This window comes from Quyinboa mangrovi (genome assembly GCF_042219825.1).
In the GTDB taxonomy this organism is placed as follows: Bacteria; Bacteroidota; Bacteroidia; order Bacteroidales; family UBA5342; genus JBHJHP01.
Genome location: NZ_JBHJHQ010000003.1, coordinates 547,253 through 563,813 on the forward strand (window position 1 = coordinate 547,253; position 16,561 = coordinate 563,813).

Annotated in this window: 7 protein-coding genes; 6 read left to right on the plus strand and 1 reads right to left on the minus strand. The window is 36.9% G+C overall.

Annotated features, from left to right (window positions below; all coding sequences use genetic code 11):
* Positions 1–3: 3 nt before the first annotated feature.
* From ACE1ET_RS08250 to ACE1ET_RS08275, 6 genes are all read left to right on the plus strand, one after another.
* Positions 4–2,406, plus strand: a complete 2,403-nt coding sequence (locus ACE1ET_RS08250; protein WP_375727908.1) for an ABC transporter permease — start codon at positions 4–6, stop codon at positions 2,404–2,406.
* Positions 2,407–2,478: 72 nt separating this feature from the next.
* Entirely contained in the window at positions 2,479–4,848 is a 2,370-nt protein-coding gene (locus ACE1ET_RS08255) for an ABC transporter permease (protein WP_375727909.1), read from the plus strand.
* A 179-nt stretch (positions 4,849–5,027) separates the two neighbouring features.
* Positions 5,028–7,430: an ABC transporter permease gene (locus ACE1ET_RS08260; RefSeq protein WP_375727910.1), complete on the plus strand. Its 2,403-nt coding sequence runs from the start codon at positions 5,028–5,030 to the stop codon at positions 7,428–7,430.
* Positions 7,431–7,600: 170 nt separating this feature from the next.
* Positions 7,601–9,967 carry an ABC transporter permease gene (locus ACE1ET_RS08265; protein ID WP_375727911.1) on the plus strand — a complete coding sequence of 789 codons (2,367 nt, stop codon included), beginning with the start codon at positions 7,601–7,603 and terminating at the stop codon, positions 9,965–9,967.
* Positions 9,968–10,026: 59 nt separating this feature from the next.
* On the plus strand, positions 10,027–12,363 hold the full coding sequence (locus ACE1ET_RS08270; RefSeq protein ID WP_375727912.1) for an ABC transporter permease: 2,337 nt from the start codon (positions 10,027–10,029) through the stop codon (positions 12,361–12,363).
* Between the two features lie 117 nt (positions 12,364–12,480).
* On the plus strand, positions 12,481–14,802 hold the full coding sequence (locus tag ACE1ET_RS08275; protein ID WP_375727913.1) for an ABC transporter permease: 2,322 nt from the start codon (positions 12,481–12,483) through the stop codon (positions 14,800–14,802).
* Positions 14,803–15,172: 370 nt separating this feature from the next.
* Here the strand turns inward: ACE1ET_RS08275 and ACE1ET_RS08280 are convergent, their stop codons facing one another.
* On the minus strand, positions 15,173–16,528 hold the full coding sequence (locus ACE1ET_RS08280; protein WP_375727914.1) for a serine hydrolase: 1,356 nt from the start codon (positions 16,526–16,528) through the stop codon (positions 15,173–15,175).
* Positions 16,529–16,561: the final 33 nt, after the last annotated feature.

The window sequence follows — 16,561 nt, forward strand, 5'->3', positions numbered from 1 at the left end:
ATTATGTTTAAATCTATCTTAAAATACTCCTTTCGAAGCTTACTTAAAAATAAAGTAGTATCAGTATTCAATATCATTGGACTGACACTGGCTTTGTCATCCCTGTTATTCATTTTTTCTCATATAAGGCATGAATTATCTTTTGACCGGTTTCACGATAATTATCAAGGAATCTATAACGTGTATATTGATGAAACCGATGAAGGTGTAAGGGATCAATATATTCAAACTCCATATGGGCTAGGTACATATCTGGCTGAAGATTATCCTGACGTGGAGACCATGGCCAGAACATGTAAATATGAGGAGAGTATTGTAAAAAAAGTTGATGGAGAAGAATTTAAAGATGATCTTTTGCTTGTCGATCCTGATTTTTTCAGTTTGTTTAATGTTGACTTTCTAAATGGATTTAAACAATCCATACTCCAATCTCCTAATCAGGTTTGTATTAGTCAGAAATGTGCATTCAAGTATTTTGCAAATGAAGATCCGTTAGGTAAGACACTTAAAATAAACAGTAAGGAATATGAAGTAAAAGCCGTTTTTAAAGATTATCCTGAAAATTCACATTTACAGTTTGATTTGATAGGATCGCTTTCTACAATTACCAGCAATCGTGATAAATATGATCTGGATGGATACATGTATACCACGTATATAAAGCTGAGAAAGGGTGTAAACTCACAAAATTTCGAGCACAAAATGCAATCTTTTATCACCAACAGACTCGCTCCATTTGTTGAAAAAGCTTACCAGTTGGATGTTCAGGAATGGTTTAGCAGGGGTAATTCAATCAATCTGAAACTAATGCCTGTTTCAAAAATTCATTTGTATGCAAGCCATATTGCCGGTTTTGAAGAACAGGCCAATATTAGTAATGTAATCTTGATTTCACTGATTTCAGCTTTATTGGTGTTTATTGCATGCTTCAATTTTATCAATTTCAATGTTAGTGCATTTCGAAGAAGAAGTGTTTCTGTTGGGATTAAGAAAATTTGCGGATCAAATAAATTCGTAATTTCTTTTCAGTCTTTTATCGAGTCGTTTTTAGTTTATTCTGTTTCAGCTATAATAGCATTAATAATTTATAAAGTTTTTTCTACTGGTATTAATGAAACATTTAAGTATGGTAATAGCAGCATAGGCTTGGAGTTGTATCTTTTATTGCTGATTGGCGGAATGTTAATTGCATTCATATGCGGATTCCTACCGACCTATTTAAATATAAAGAGAATACCATATTCAATATTAAAAAGTACTGTAAACATTAAGGAGCATAGGATATTAGGAAACAGACTGTTCGTTGGGTTTCAGTTTATGGTCGCGATAATTATATTGATATTTTTTATCGTAATTAATAATCAGGTTGATTTAATCACAACACATTATTTAGGATTTGATAAAGAAAATGTGATGATTATTCACCGAACAAACAGAGACAGGGCAAAAGCGTTCGTATTGGCAGATCAATTAAGAAAACTTCCCGGAATTAAAGCAGTCTCGGTCGCGAATGCATATCCGGGAACTGCCCTGCCCACAAAAGACCTGGAGCTAGAAGATTCTCCGGATGGTTTTTCATATTCCCCACAATACTATAACTGCGATTCAGAAATGAATCATGTTCTTAACTTAAAATTGGTTGAAGGTGAATTTTTCTCTAAAAAAACATCTGCAAATTCTATTTTATTAAATGAAAAAGCAGCAAAACTATACGGCATTGAAAATCATCCAATTGGCTCAGTATTTACCCGCTCATCAGGTGAAACTTATAAAGTGATTGGGGTGGTAAAAGATTTTAACTTCAGATCGCTCCACAGGTCAATCGAGCCATTATGTATATATACAGGCATCGACAGATCCAATTCCCTTGGTGCAAGTACTATTCTGATTAAGATGAATCATACCAATAAACACACAATTGAAACTATTCAGCAAAAATGGAACGAAGTTTATGGCGACACCTATTTTGATTATTCCTTCTTAAATGATAAAATCTCTGCCCTTTACAAAAAAGAATTAGTGCTAAGAAGAACAGTACCAGTATCTGCCTTTATAGCTTTATTTATATCTGTAATAGGATTACTTGGAATCACCTATTTAAAAATGGATGAGAAAAAGAAAGAAATAGGTGTTCGAAAAGTGAATGGCGCCAAAATAACCGAAATACTGACCATGCTCAACAAAGACTTTGTAAAATGGGTGCTGATTGCTTTTGTTGCTGCCACACCCATTGCCTGGTATGCTATGAATAAATGGCTCGAGAATTTTGCCTACAAAACCGACCTGAGCTGGTGGATATTTGCCCTGGCCGGTTTACTGGCCTTGGGAATTGCATTGTTGACCGTAAGCTGGCAAAGCTGGCGGGCAGCTACAAGAAACCCGGTGGAAGCGTTGAGGTATGAATAAAAGAAAATAAAAGTAGTTATCATGATATTGAAAAATTTAAAAATCATCTGCCGCGAGTTGCTCCACCAAAAAATGTACTCTCTGATAAAAATCGGGGGTTTTGCGTTTGGAATTGCAGCTTGTTTACTGATTTCTCTTTATATCATCGATGAACTTAGCTACGACAAACAAATTCCTGATGCCAGCAGGGTATACCGGATTGTTGCTTCATGGCATAAAGGCGGGGACAGAAAAGTTTGTCTCCCAGCACCTTTTGCCAATGCTTTGAAACAGGATTTTCCCGAAGTAGAGGCTGCTGGGCGCATTAATCGACAAGTGCTTTTGGGAGCCGGCAGTAATGAAATAAGAAGAACCGACCGGAATCAAAATTCATACGAAGAAGGTTTTGCTTATGCCGATCAGGGGCTGTTGGAGGTTTTTGATGTGCCGATGGTTTATGGAGAATTGGAGCATGCACTTGCTGAACCCAATTCCATCATGATCTCAAAGCAGAAGGCAGAAAAATATTTTCCAAACGAGAATCCTGTTGGCAAAACAATGATCATTAATAATGAAGTGTCAAAGCCATATCGTATTGGAGGTGTTATGGATTTTCCAGAGAAGTCTCATTTTCAATATGATTTTCTTATATCCTTAAAGGGAGTGGAATTCTGGGACGGAGAACAAACGGAGTGGAATGCCAATAATTATCATACCTACATAAAACTAAGCCCGGGAACAGATGCCGCCCAGTTCGAAAAAAAGCTTTCTGCGATTACAAAAAACTATTTCATTCCAAGAGAGCTTGAAGCAGGAAATAAAAATGCCAATGAACTTTTAGAAAGGTACTCCTATTATTTACAACCTGTTCGGGACATCCACTTGAAATCTCAGGGTATTGATGATGATTTGGTTCATGGAGATATTCGTTTTGTATGGATATTTGGGATTATTGCAGCTTTCATCCTGGCGATTGCCAGCATCAATTTTATTAATCTGTCAACTGCTAAGGTTGCAAATAGGGCAAAAGAAGTCGGACTTCGAAAAACGATTGGATCGAGCAGACAAAATCTTATCCAACAGTTTATCACCGAATCATTTTTTGTCAGCTTTCTGTCCTTTATTTTGGGAATATTACTGGCGTTTGTGTTTTTACCCTGGTTCAATGTTTTATCAGATAAGTCTCTTTCAATTCCATGGAATTCCTGGTGGCTGATACTTCCTTCTCTTCTTCTGGCTTCGGTGATTGTGGGGTTTATTACCGGTTTATATCCTTCGTTTTACCTCTCCTCTTTTAGGCCGGTTGATGTATTGAAAGGAAATCTAAGCACGGGTAGCAAAAACTCCCGGTTGCGTAATGCATTGGTAACCTTTCAGTACATCGTATCAATTATACTTATTTCAGGGACATTCGTTATTGGTCAGCAGGTGAAATTTATGCTTAATAAAAAAGTAGGTTTTAACAAAGAGCAGGTACTGCTTCTGCATGAAACACAAACCATAAGTGAAAATATTACAACTTTAAAAAACGAATTACTGAAACTGCCCGAAGTAAAAAATGTTTCTGTTGGCGATTACCTGCCAATTGCAGGAGCCAAAAGAAATGGAAGTGGTTTTGTAAACGAAGGGAAAAGCTGGAAAAAGGGCTTTTCTGCTGCTCAAAACTGGACGGTTGACAAAGATTATATAAAAACGATGGGAATGCATATCAGTGTTGGAAACGATTTTTCGGGTGAGATGTCAACCGGTTCAAACAATGCCATTATCAATCAAACCATGGCGAAACAATTACAGCTAGACGATCCTGTCGGGAAAAGGATTACAAATGGAGGTAAAATTTGGACTGTTATCGGCGTCGTTGAGGACTTTCACTTTGAATCGCTAAAAGAAAAAATAGGAGGTATGTGTCTTTCGTTGGGTAGTAGTCCTGACATTGTATCGATTAAAGTAGGCGCCAACAACATCCCAGGAGCCATAAAGTCGATAACAAAAGTTTGGGATGAATTTTGTCCGAATCAACCTATAAGGTATACCTTTCTCGATGATGACTTTAACCGCACGTACTCTAGTGTGCAACGCACCGGGCATATTTTTAGCACGTTTGCGCTGCTCGCAATTATTGTTGCCAGTTTGGGACTGTTTGCCCTTTCTTCATTTTTAATTGAACAGCGTAAGAAGGAAGTTGGTATTCGCAAAGTTAGTGGTGCCAGAGTTGCTGAGATATTAGCCATGCTCAATCGCGACTTTATCAAATGGGTGCTGATTGCTTTTGTGATTGCAACGCCAATTGCATACTATGCCATGAACAAATGGCTCGAAAACTTTGCTTACAGAACCAACCTGAGTTGGTGGATTTTTGCCCTGCCCGGTTTGCTGGCTTTGGGAATTGCATTGCTAACGGTATCCTTTCAATCCTGGAAAGCTGCAACTAAAAACCCCGTAGATAGTCTGAGATATGAATAATAGCAACAATAACTTAATAACATTAAAGTCCCCCTTGGGGGATTTAGGGGTGCAGAGCTGGAGAGCAGCTACAAGAAATCCTGTCGAAGCACTTCGATATGAGTAGTGAGAAGTGCGGAGATCCCGATCAAAGCGTCGGGATTGAGGCACTCAGGTATGAATAAAAAACATATTAAGCCATGAATAAAAACATAACGTACGCATTTCGAAACATCTTAAAAAACAAGGTTAATTCGGTTATTACAATTACCGGGTTATCTGTTGCATTTGCATGTTTGTTGCTAATTTTTCTTTATGTAACGCAGGAGCTATGCTATAATAACTTTCACGTTAACGCGGACAATATATACCGGGTAAATTATTCGGTGAAGTGGACCAACGGGACTGAAAATGAATCTACTCTTTTGAATCCGGATCTGTCACAGGTTATGAAAGAAGAAGTTCCCGGGATAAGACATAGTACTGCTTTTCGCAGCGCACAAAAACAAACGATGAGTTTTGAACATCAAAAGCTGGAAGAAACCTTGTGTCTCACCGAACCTGATTTTTTCAAAATGTTCAGTTTCAGGGTTCTTTACGGAGATCCTGATCGATTCTTGAAAAATCCCGATGAAGTTGTTATTACAGAGAATCTCGCCGAAAAATTAAGTTCCATTGATAACTGTAATGTTGAAGAACTATTGGGGAAAACGGTTTCTTTCATGAGTTCAGGAGATCAACTATTTGTTATTTCAGGAATATTGAAAAATCTGCCAAAGAATTCCACCCTTCAATTCAATGCCTTGATCTCTTATAAATATGATCCTAAATTTTCAAGGTCAAATAATATACTTGGCAATTCATCCATCTTTTATCAAACAATCGGGAGCGAAAATATTGCCACCACAGAAGCACAAATCAGTTCGGTTATCAAAACCTATTATCAGGATTTAATTGAACGTCTTGTAAACAATAAAGCATTATCCGGGTCAGAAGCTTTTCAACCATTTATGATTTCGTTAAAAAATACCCACCTTGATAAGGTTCAATCAGATTATGAAACCAACAATAATAAAACCAGCTTGTACATACTTTCTGTTGTTGGGTTGCTTATCCTGATTATTGCATGTATTAATTTCGTTATGCTTTCGCTTGGACAAGCATTTAAAAAGGCTGGTGAGGTTGGCATCCGGAATACCCTTGGCGCCAGGAAGACAAATATCTTCACCATTTTTTTTACGGAAAATTCTATCCTGGCCTTCGTTGCATTTGTTTTAGGCGCCGTCCTTTGTATATTATTCCTCCCTACATTTAAAGACCTGGCCCCTGGTGAAATCTACACCAGCCTGATTAACATACCTAAAGTTATGCTTTTCGTTGTAGGCTGTCTGCTTCTTATTGCTTTTTCAACCAGCATTCTGCCCGTGCTCAAGTTGGTCAACATTCAGCCTAACCTACTTTCATCAAAGAAACTGAGGTTGGGAAAAAGCAGTGGAGCTACCCGACTATTCGTCGTACTACAATATGGCCTTTCCATTCTTTTGATTATCCTTACTATTTCAGTTGTACGCCAGATTAATTACATGAAGTACAAGGATCTTGGTTTCTCCACGAAAAATATAATGGATCTTCGGATTTACCATTTAACAAAAAACGAAAAACTCACCTTACGGGAAAGGTTAAAAAGTAATCCGGCAATAGTCAATCTAACCGTAACCGACCGAAACTATACAGGGGGAAGATCATCAAATGCTGTTATTAAAGACAATGGTGATTGGGTGGATACAAGAATATTGAATGTTGACAACGACTATATCCCAACACTGGGATTAAAGCTAATTGAAGGGGAAAACTTCAGGGAATCAAATGCCAATGACAAATTAGCTATCGTCAATGAAAAACTTCTGGCAGCCCTTGACAAGAAGGAAAATCCTATTGGTAATACCATCAACATGAGTGGAACCCGGTACCAAATCATCGGGGTGGTCAAAGATTTTCACTACGATTCGATGGCTGAAGGGATTATGCCACTTATTTTACGACAGCCAACTTCTAATGGATATCGGGGCAATTTTATGTTATTAAAGTATCAGCCACAACAGTTGGCTTCGTTGCTCCCTTATATTCGGAAAACCTGGAAAGAAATCATTCCCGAAAAAGAACTGGATCTTAAATTCTGGGATGACCAGTTAAATAATCGCTATCAGTCAGAAGAACAGTGGAGTCAGATCATTGGATATACGGCGATCATCGCGATTATTATTTCTTCTTTAGGCCTGTTCGGATTAACATTATTGACAGTTAATACACGCAAAAAAGAAATTGGAATTCGTAAAATAAATGGAGCTAAAATTGGTGAGGTGATGGCTATGCTCAACAGGGATTTTGTGAAATGGGTCCTCGTTGCTTTTATCATTGCCTCTCCTATTTCATGGTACGCCGCAAATCAATGGCTGGAGAACTTTGCTTACAAAACCACTTTAAGCTGGTGGATATTTGCTCTGGCAGGAGCGTTGGCGTTAGGAATTGCATTATTGACTGTAAGCTGGCAGAGTTGGAAAGCTGCCACGAGAAATCCTGTTGAGGCGCTGAGTTATGAGTAATGAGAATTGCGGAGATCGCGATGTATTGTTTGTAATCCCGATTGCAAAACATATCGGGACACAAAACAAACAACCGGGATTGAAGCATTAAGATATGAATAAAATAATGATCAGATAACTGTAAATATTAATTAATCAAAGTCACATCAGAAATAATAAAACGCACTAAAATGGTTTCGAAGCATATTAGAACATCATTAAGGAGTATCGCCAAAAACCCCGTGTTTTCCATCATTAATCTTTTAGGATTAGCCGTTGGAATCATTTGTGTCATACTCACTTCGATATGGGTAAGTTACGAACTGGGTTATGACGGATTTAATAAAAATAATGACAGAATTTACAAAGTGAGCCAGGGAGAAAACTTTTCAATAGTACCGCCAATGTTTAATTCTGTAAAAAATGAATTTCCTGAAATAGAAAAAATAGTGCGTACGTCAAACGATGCCGAAGGATATATGAACAACATCGACGACAATGATGCCATCAAAGTGAAAAATGTATTATACACCAACAGCGATTTTGGCGATATTTTTACATGCAACACGATATGTGGTAACCTAAAAACGGCACTGGATGCGCCCAATAGCATAGTTCTCACAAAGGAGCTGGCATTAAAGATTTTTGGAAAAACTGATGTTGAAGGAAAAACAATTCACTATGTAGCAACTTTTCCTTCTAAAGAATTGACGTTATCGGTTAAGTCTGTTGTGGCTGATTTTCCTTCAAATTCAAGCCTGAAATTTGATGCCATAATTCCATTTGCCACTTTAAATACTATTAAACCCAATGGAATGATGCCTGATGAAAATTGGCGTGACGGTTATTGCAACATGTATCTCCTTTTAAAAGAGGGGACAAATGAAAATACTTTTGTAAGCAAACTTGCAGAATTCGGAACTAAAGTCGAGCAAATAGTTTATGAACTTGATCCTAAAAGTCCGGAGGCAGCCAAGAGAAAACTGGGATTGATAAAAATAACCGATCTACATTTCTATAATAACAGCAGGAAGCAGTTGGTAGGCTATATTTCAATTATTGGCCTGTTAATAATACTTATTGCCATAGTCAACTACATCAATCTGTCTATCGCAAAACTGTTTTCTGTATATCAAGGGTTGTTCATCAGAAAGATTAATGGAGCCAGCCGATACAAGCTTGTATCATATATTCTGATAGAGTCGGTTTTGTATTCATTTGCTGCATTATTAGTTGCCTTGCTTTTTATTATGGCAGGCAAACCATTGATTAGCGGAATGTTGCATATCAATTTCGCACTGAATTACATCAAACACCCTGGTGTTATTTTCATTCTGATACTCTCGTCTGTAATTGTTGGAATTATTGCAGGATTATACCCGGCTTTAAAACTTACCTCAAATATTTCAGCGAATACAACAAAGGTTTCTCTTACAAAAAAGGACCGGAACTTTACCCGGCAATCACTGGTTATTTTTCAATTTACTATTTCCATTGCTCTAATAATCAGCGTATTTGTCATTGCAAAACAAATTAACTTCCTGAATAATAAAGATCTGGGATTTGATAATCATCAAATCATTTACGCCCAACTGAATAAAAATCTGTATCGACCTTACAATGAATTCAAACAGAAATTATTGAAGAACCCCAATATTAAAAGTGTAAGCGGGTCGCAATGCGAGCTTGGTCAGTACTGTGTAACACTCACGCGCGATATAAACGGTACCAGCAGATATTTTCAGGAATTGCCTGCTGATCCGGATTTTATTGAAACAATGGGGCTGGAACTTGTTCAGGGCAGAAATTTTTCGTGGGACATGAGTACAGACAGATATCAAACAGTAATACTGAGTGAATCTGCTGTAAAGGCTTTTGGATTGGATAGCAGTAACGTTATTGGCACGGAAGTTTTTATGTACGACCGGGTCGCCAAAGTGGTCGGCGTAATTAAAGATTTCTATTTCCAGTCGTTCCACCACAAGCTGGATCCGTTTATGCTCTATTATCATCCCGGATCAATAGGTACAGCAAATATAAAAATCAGTGGAAACAATGTTCCCGAAACCATGAAATACATAAGCAAGGTGTGGAACGAATTTTCACCAGATGTTCCTTTTGAATATCATTTTTTAGACAAGAAATACGAAGAACTCTATGAGCAAGACCGGCAATTCAGCCAAATTATCACTTCGTTTTTATTTGTGGCTATTGTCATCGCATGTTTAGGATTGTTTGGTCTGGTATCATTTACAACGATTCAACGAACTAAAGAAATAGGCATAAGAAAAGTCAACGGAGCCAAAGTTTCAGAAGTACTGGTCATGCTCAACAAAGATTTTGTGACATGGGTCACCATTGCTTTTGTTATTGCCACACCAATTGCCTGGTACGCCATGAATAAATGGCTCGAAAGCTTTGCCTACAAAACCACGCTCAGTTGGTGGATATTTGCCCTGTCTGGTTTGCTGGCGTTGGGAATTGCATTACTGACCGTTTCATTTCAATCCTGGAAAGCTGCAACCAGAAATCCGGTCGAAGCACTTCGATATGAGTAAAAGATTTATTAAAAGAATAGATATTATAACAAGATCACACAGCTAAAATATGATATAAAATGATTAAACAATATTTTATCAGAGAACTTCGCAACCTGATGAAGAACAAATATATTTCAGTTCTTAAAATAGCAGGGCTGACAATTGGACTTTGGGTTTTTATGGTAACAGGTTACTATGTGCTGCATGAAACAAGTTTCGATCATTTTCAGGATTCTGCCGAAAACAAGTTTAGTCTGGAAAGCAGAGACCAGTTTGGCGAAGCCTATTTTCAATCTCCTTTACCCTATGTACTATTCAACTCTCTTGCTGATCATTATCCTGAAGTAGTTAAGAGCACAAGCTTCGATATCAAAAAAACACCTTTATATATAAAACAGGAAGACAATCTTATCAAGTCAGACTATTCGGAAATTGGATTTGTTGAACAGGATTTTTTCAACTTCTTCCGCTTCGATTTTATCGCGGGAAATGCAGGGGAGAGCTTTAATTTTCCAAATCCGTTAATAATATCGAGAGACATTGCAAAGAAATATTTTGGCAGGATCGACATTATTGGTACCCCTGTTTCTCTTATTGTAAATGACCAACCAATTGAGTATACAATTTCCGGAGTCATTGAAAATCCGCCAAGCAATTCTAATGTTTGCTTGCATTGGATCGGAAGCCTGCCGCACTTTATGCAAACACAGAGAAAAAACAATTATAAATCGGACTGGAACTACCAATGTAAAAACTATGTAGAACTCCTTCCCGGAACTGAACCTTCAGCGTTTGCCAATAAGTTATCACAGGAATATGCCGGACTTGCCAAGCTAAAACGTACACCAAAGATTCTATTAACGGTGCTTAGCAAATTACACGTCAACAAACGTCTTCGAATCTTTACAACATTGGGTATATTAATCCTCCTGATTTCAATTATCAATTATGTTCTTTTATCAACGATTGAAAAAACACGGCAGCTGCGTTACTGGGGAATTGAAAAAATTTCTGGTGCTAAAAGATTCCATTTATTGCTTAAAAACTCAACTTCTGCTTTAATCTACTCTTTTATAGCCGGTATCATTACACTCGGATTGTTTAAACTTACACAGCCCTACTTTCTCAATTTCGTCGGCAATGATGTGGCTTTTAATGCCAGTTTGGATTCAAATAAAATCATTCCCGCGGTAATACTATGCTTATTATCTGTCATTTTACTGTCAACATTTATTAATCAATTCATTAGTGGAAAAATTAAATCAATTGAAATTCTACAAAATAAATACAGTAAAGGAAGGACCGGAAAAATTGTTTTTAATTCACTGTTAACCTTCCAGTTAATAGCATTTATTGCCTTGATTTCGGCTTCAATGTTTATTCAAAAACAACTTACCTTTATGCGTGAAAGCGATATTGGCTTCAACAAAGAATCTCTCATTTCAATGAATATTGCACCCGGCGATATTCATGCTTACAAGCTTTTTAAATCCGAGATATTAAGGCACTCAAACATCAAAAATGTGGCAGCGACAAACTCTCTTCCTCTGTCTGAATTTAGTACAATATATGGTGAAGTATTTACCGATAGTATAGGTAACCAGCAAATAAAAACAACAGAGTTTATCAATGTTGATAATGATTTTTTCAAAACGTTGGAAATATCCTTCATTGAGGGTCATGATTTTAAAGAAAATGCCTCAAACCAATGCATTGTAAACCAAACTCTTATTGACCAACGTTGTATAACAGATCCACTGAAAGAAACAATTAAACTTGGAGGCAAAAATTATAAGATTTGTGGTGTGGTTAATGACTTTCACAACAAATCAATGCAAATGTCAATAACGCCTTTTGTGGCACACTACGCCCCTGATAAAATCTCGCATGCAATTATACGATTTACCGGTAACCCTTCTGAAACGGTTGAATTGATGAAAAAAATGACAAAAAAATACCTCCCCGAAACCATCTTCGAATACGAATTCTTTGACCAGCGTATTAAATCGGTCTATCGCGACGAGGTAAGGTTTAGTAATATTATTAATTTGCTCACCCTGCTTTCAATTTTGATAGCTGTTCTTGGTTTGCTGGGTGTATCCTATTTCTCTTCTTTATTAAAAATCAAAGAAATAGGTATACGTAAAGTAAACGGGGCCAAAATTTCAGAAGTGATGACCATGCTCAATAAAGACTTTGTAAAATGGGTAGTCATAGCCTTTGTTATTGCCGCCCCTATCGCCTGGTATACCATGAATAAATGGCTGGAGAACTTTGCTTACAAAACGAACCTAAGCTGGTGGATATTTGCCCTGGCAGGTTTGCTGGCTTTGGGCATAGCGTTACTGACAGTTTCGTTTCAATCCTGGAAGGCTGCAACTAAAAATCCGGTCGAAGCATTGCGATATGAATAATTAGAGCTTAAATAATTCCTTCTTATGAGGAATAATGAAATTGAGTAATAAAACCAGAGACATATTAAAATTTACATCATGGCATTACATAATATTAGAACGGCATACAGAAGTTTAATGAAAAACAAATTGATTTCTTTGATAAATATCATAGGCTTCGGATTTGGTATTTCTGTATGCCTTGCTTTGACTATTTATGTATTGAATGAGTTTTCCTATGACAGGTTTCACCAAAATTATAATAATATATACAGATTGGTGGATGATAAAAACTCAAGCAGGATAGATTACCGGGTAAAAGATATTTTGTCTTCAAATTTTGCAGAAGTAGAGGACGCCTGTATCAGTCAGAGACTGGATATGCAATTACCGGTCAGGGTGAATGATCAGGGATTTTACCTGAATGATATCATGTCGGTTGACAATAATTTTTTTAAAACGTTTTCCTTCGTCTTTAAAGAAGGTGACCCAAAACATGCTTTTAAAAATATCAATTCAGCAGTCATAACAGAAAGTACTGCTGAAAGGATTTTTGGAAATGAAGATCCAATGGGCAAAGAGATCATAATTAATGCAAAAAATGAACCTGTCACCATATCAGGTATTTTATACGACTTCCCTGAAAATTCAAGTATCTACGCCGATCTGCTTGTAAATGCCCAAAATAGTAAATTCAAATTTGCATTTGGAGCAAGAAGTTTAGAAGACCAAAGTTCGTATCGATGGCCATTTACCATTTACGTTCAACTAAGTAGAAATACAGATGTCGCAGCTTTTGCACAAAAGCTTCAGAATAACGATATATATAAACGTTATGTTGAATCGCTAACTTTGCTACCATTAAAAGATATCTACCTCAGAGACCACACTACCGGCAAAGGGAGTGCAACAAAAAAAGGAAATCTGGCTGTGATAAAACTATTATCAGGCATAGCCCTGATTATACTGGTGCTTTCATTAATAAATTATATGAATCTGACGGTTTCCCGATATTCGATGCAATTTCGGCAAATATCTGTCAGGAAAATACTTGGTGCAACCCTAAAAAACTTGAAATTCCAATTTATTGCTGAATCACTATTATTGACTTCTATTGCACTGGCAATTGGTGTATTTATATTATTCCTGATGAGCCCTTTGTATTACATGCTTTTTAACGGAGATTTCAGTTTGAGGATACTCTGGTCCTTCCCAACAGGTTTGATCATTATTTCAGCATTCTTTATTTTGGGTTTACTAAGTGGTATCGGGTGCTTTATGATGGTGAAATATTTGAAGAATACCCCGTCGATTAATTCCAATATGTTGCCATTAAAAGGGGACAGTCACGTTAAACAGGCCCTTGCCATTTTTCAATTTGCTGCTTCTATTGTATTGATAATTTGTATCTCTGTGATTACAAGACAAATCGATTATGTAAAACATAAAGACCCGGGATTTAAATCAGATCAGCTTTTAAACATTACCTTGCCAAACATAAATTCTCAGGATTATTCAAAAGCACTTGTATTTTTTGACCGATTAAAGTCTTCCCCTTATATAAATAGTATTACAGCCTCTGAAGGTACCCCGGGGGATGTTGGCTCTCATGCATCTCCAAACATCGCTGATAAACCCGATAAGAATATGGCTGTTTCTTATATTAGAGCAGATACATCTTTCTTAAAAACTTTTGACTTAAAAATTATAAAAGGAAGGGATTTAATGCCTGGCGATTATGGCAATGTTTGTATGATAAACAAATCGGCCTACGAATATTTTGAATGGAATGATCTGGATAATAAGAAATTTAACAATTGGAGGCCGGAAGGATTTAAAATTATAGCTGTTGTAAATGATTTTAATTTTAGCTCGTTACATGAAGCGATTGCACCTCTTTGCATCGTTTTTACCGACACCAGACCAACCAATTTGAGTGTTCAGTTGGGAGGAGGGTCCATAAATCCAGCTATGGAATATATAAAAAGCGAATGGAAAAGTTTGCTACCCCAGTATCCTTTAACATATGAATTTTATGATGATTGGTTCCAAAAGCAATATATACAGGAAGAACAACTTGCAAAATCCATTGGCATTTTTGCCATCATTGCAATTGTAATATCCTGTTCCGGGATTTTAGGTCTGGTTATTTTTTCTTCCCAGCGGCGGATCAAAGAAATTGGCATTCGCAAAGTAAATGGTGCTAAAATCTCAGAAGTGATGGTCATGCTTAACAAAAATTTTATCAAATGGGTAGCAATTGCTTTTATTCTTGCTACGCCAATAGCATGGTATACCATGAATAAATGGTTGGATAACTTTGCTTACAAAACGAACCTAAGCTGGTGGATATTTGCCCTGGCAGGTTTGCTGGCTTTGGGCATAGCGTTACTGACAGTTTCGTTTCAATCCTGGAAGGCTGCAACTAAAAATCCTATTGAAAGTTTGAGATATGAATAAAAGCAACAATAAAAAATTAACGTTAAAGTCCCCTTTAGGGGATTTAGGGGTGCAGAGCTGGAGAGCAGCTACAAGAAATCCTGTTGAGGCACTCAGGTATGAGTGACGAAATCCTCGATAGCGAAGCGTATCGGGATCGAAGCACTTCGATATGAATAAGGCTAAGCCGATAGAACAAATTGCATCCGAACCAAAATTTTGAATACCCTATAAAAGAGGCCATATTTTTTTAGTAACAGCCACATCAGGTTTTGCATTTTAGCAACTACCGGATGTGGCTGAATATATTTTGTATCACTAAAGATATGTGTTAATAAAATCCCTGATAATGCACATTTAGAGACTCAGATATTTATTGTCTTCAACAGTTTTAGTTTATTTTAAATGCGGCAACTTCGCCGCCTCCTTGTTTGAGAATTAATTTTTCAGTTTTTGAAGAATCCTTCTTTGTAAAATGGATGATAGCATCAGCTTCCGGAATAAAAAATTCATTCTCTGCTATGGCGAATAATTCCAGTTTTGACTGCCCGGTTGGCTGACAAAAACAGCGCTTATCTTCAACTATGATATTAAAGTTGAATCCCGGACTAACTTCATAAGCTCCTTCGTAAGACTGCATAATTTCATGGGGTAAAGCAATCGTTTTTTGAATCTCCGGAATTGCATATTTTTCACCAAAAACCATGGCAATCAATTCTCTGTTAATCCGGTTTAAAGGCGTATGTTCAAAATTGGAAAGGACAATAATACATAAATCATCATCAGGAAAACGGCTGATATTTGCCCTGAAACCATCTGTTTCTCCTGCCAATGCTATCATTTTGTGCTTGTAAACATTTACAATCCCCCAGCCATATGTAAAGTTGTTCTTATATTCGTTGAACAATAAATACCGCGATTTTTCACCAATTATTTTATCGGAATACAATGCTCTGTCCCAAAGGTACAAATCGCCTACAGTAGAATACAAAGCACCTGATGCCTGGGCATTTGACATATCCCGGTAATGCGATTTGTGTAATTCATTATTTTGCAAAATATACCCGCCGGAAAAATTTTTAATGATATTATCCGGATGTTCAAAACCCGAGTTAAACATTTTCAGCGGTTGAAAAATATTTTCATTAATATATTTTTCGTACGACATATTGCTCACCTTCTCAATGATATAGCCCAGCAAAATATAATTTGAATTGCTGTAAGCCGATTTTTCACCCGGGTTAAAATCCAGTTTCTTATTTTTAACTGTGCTTATTGTTTCCGTCACATCATAATGATAAACCCTTCTGTCCCGATTATAATCCGAAAACTCAGTATGATTTGGGATCCCCGAAGTATGCGTCAGAAGATTTTTTACGGTAATTTCATCACCACGTGGATAATCCGGGATAAACCTGCTGAGTTTATCATCCAACGACAATTTATGATCTTCTGATAGCTTCATAATTGCCACAGCTGTAAATCCCTTGGTTAATGAGCCTATTCTGAATTTTGTTTCTGCAACGTTGGGAATGCAGAATTCGTAACTGGCCAATCCATAAGCGTTACTGGCTAAGATTTCACTCCCCTTTGCAATTAGAACAGAACCATTAAAAAGATTCATTTTTACATAGGCATTTATGTATTCATCTGTTTGTTGCTGCAGGTTTTCTTGGGCATAAAGGTTATTCATATACCCAACAAAAATGAGTGTCAGCAAAGAAAAAAAGATTTTTGTTCGATTCATGGTTATTCATTTTTGACTTTAAATTGAGTTCAA

Excerpts from the sequence above, each read along its gene's own strand:
- ACE1ET_RS08275 (WP_375727913.1), top strand. The coding sequence starts at position 12,481 with ATGAAAAACAAATTGATTTCTTTGATAAATATCATAGGCTTCGGATTT.
- ACE1ET_RS08255 (WP_375727909.1), top strand. The coding sequence starts at position 2,479 with ATGTACTCTCTGATAAAAATCGGGGGTTTTGCGTTTGGAATTGCAGCT.
- ACE1ET_RS08250 (WP_375727908.1), top strand. The coding sequence starts at position 4 with ATGTTTAAATCTATCTTAAAATACTCCTTTCGAAGCTTACTTAAAAAT.
- ACE1ET_RS08280 (WP_375727914.1), bottom strand. The coding sequence starts at position 16,528 with ATGAATCGAACAAAAATCTTTTTTTCTTTGCTGACACTCATTTTTGTT.
- ACE1ET_RS08260 (WP_375727910.1), top strand. The coding sequence starts at position 5,028 with ATGAATAAAAACATAACGTACGCATTTCGAAACATCTTAAAAAACAAG.
- ACE1ET_RS08270 (WP_375727912.1), top strand. The coding sequence starts at position 10,027 with ATGATTAAACAATATTTTATCAGAGAACTTCGCAACCTGATGAAGAAC.
- ACE1ET_RS08265 (WP_375727911.1), top strand. The coding sequence starts at position 7,601 with ATGGTTTCGAAGCATATTAGAACATCATTAAGGAGTATCGCCAAAAAC.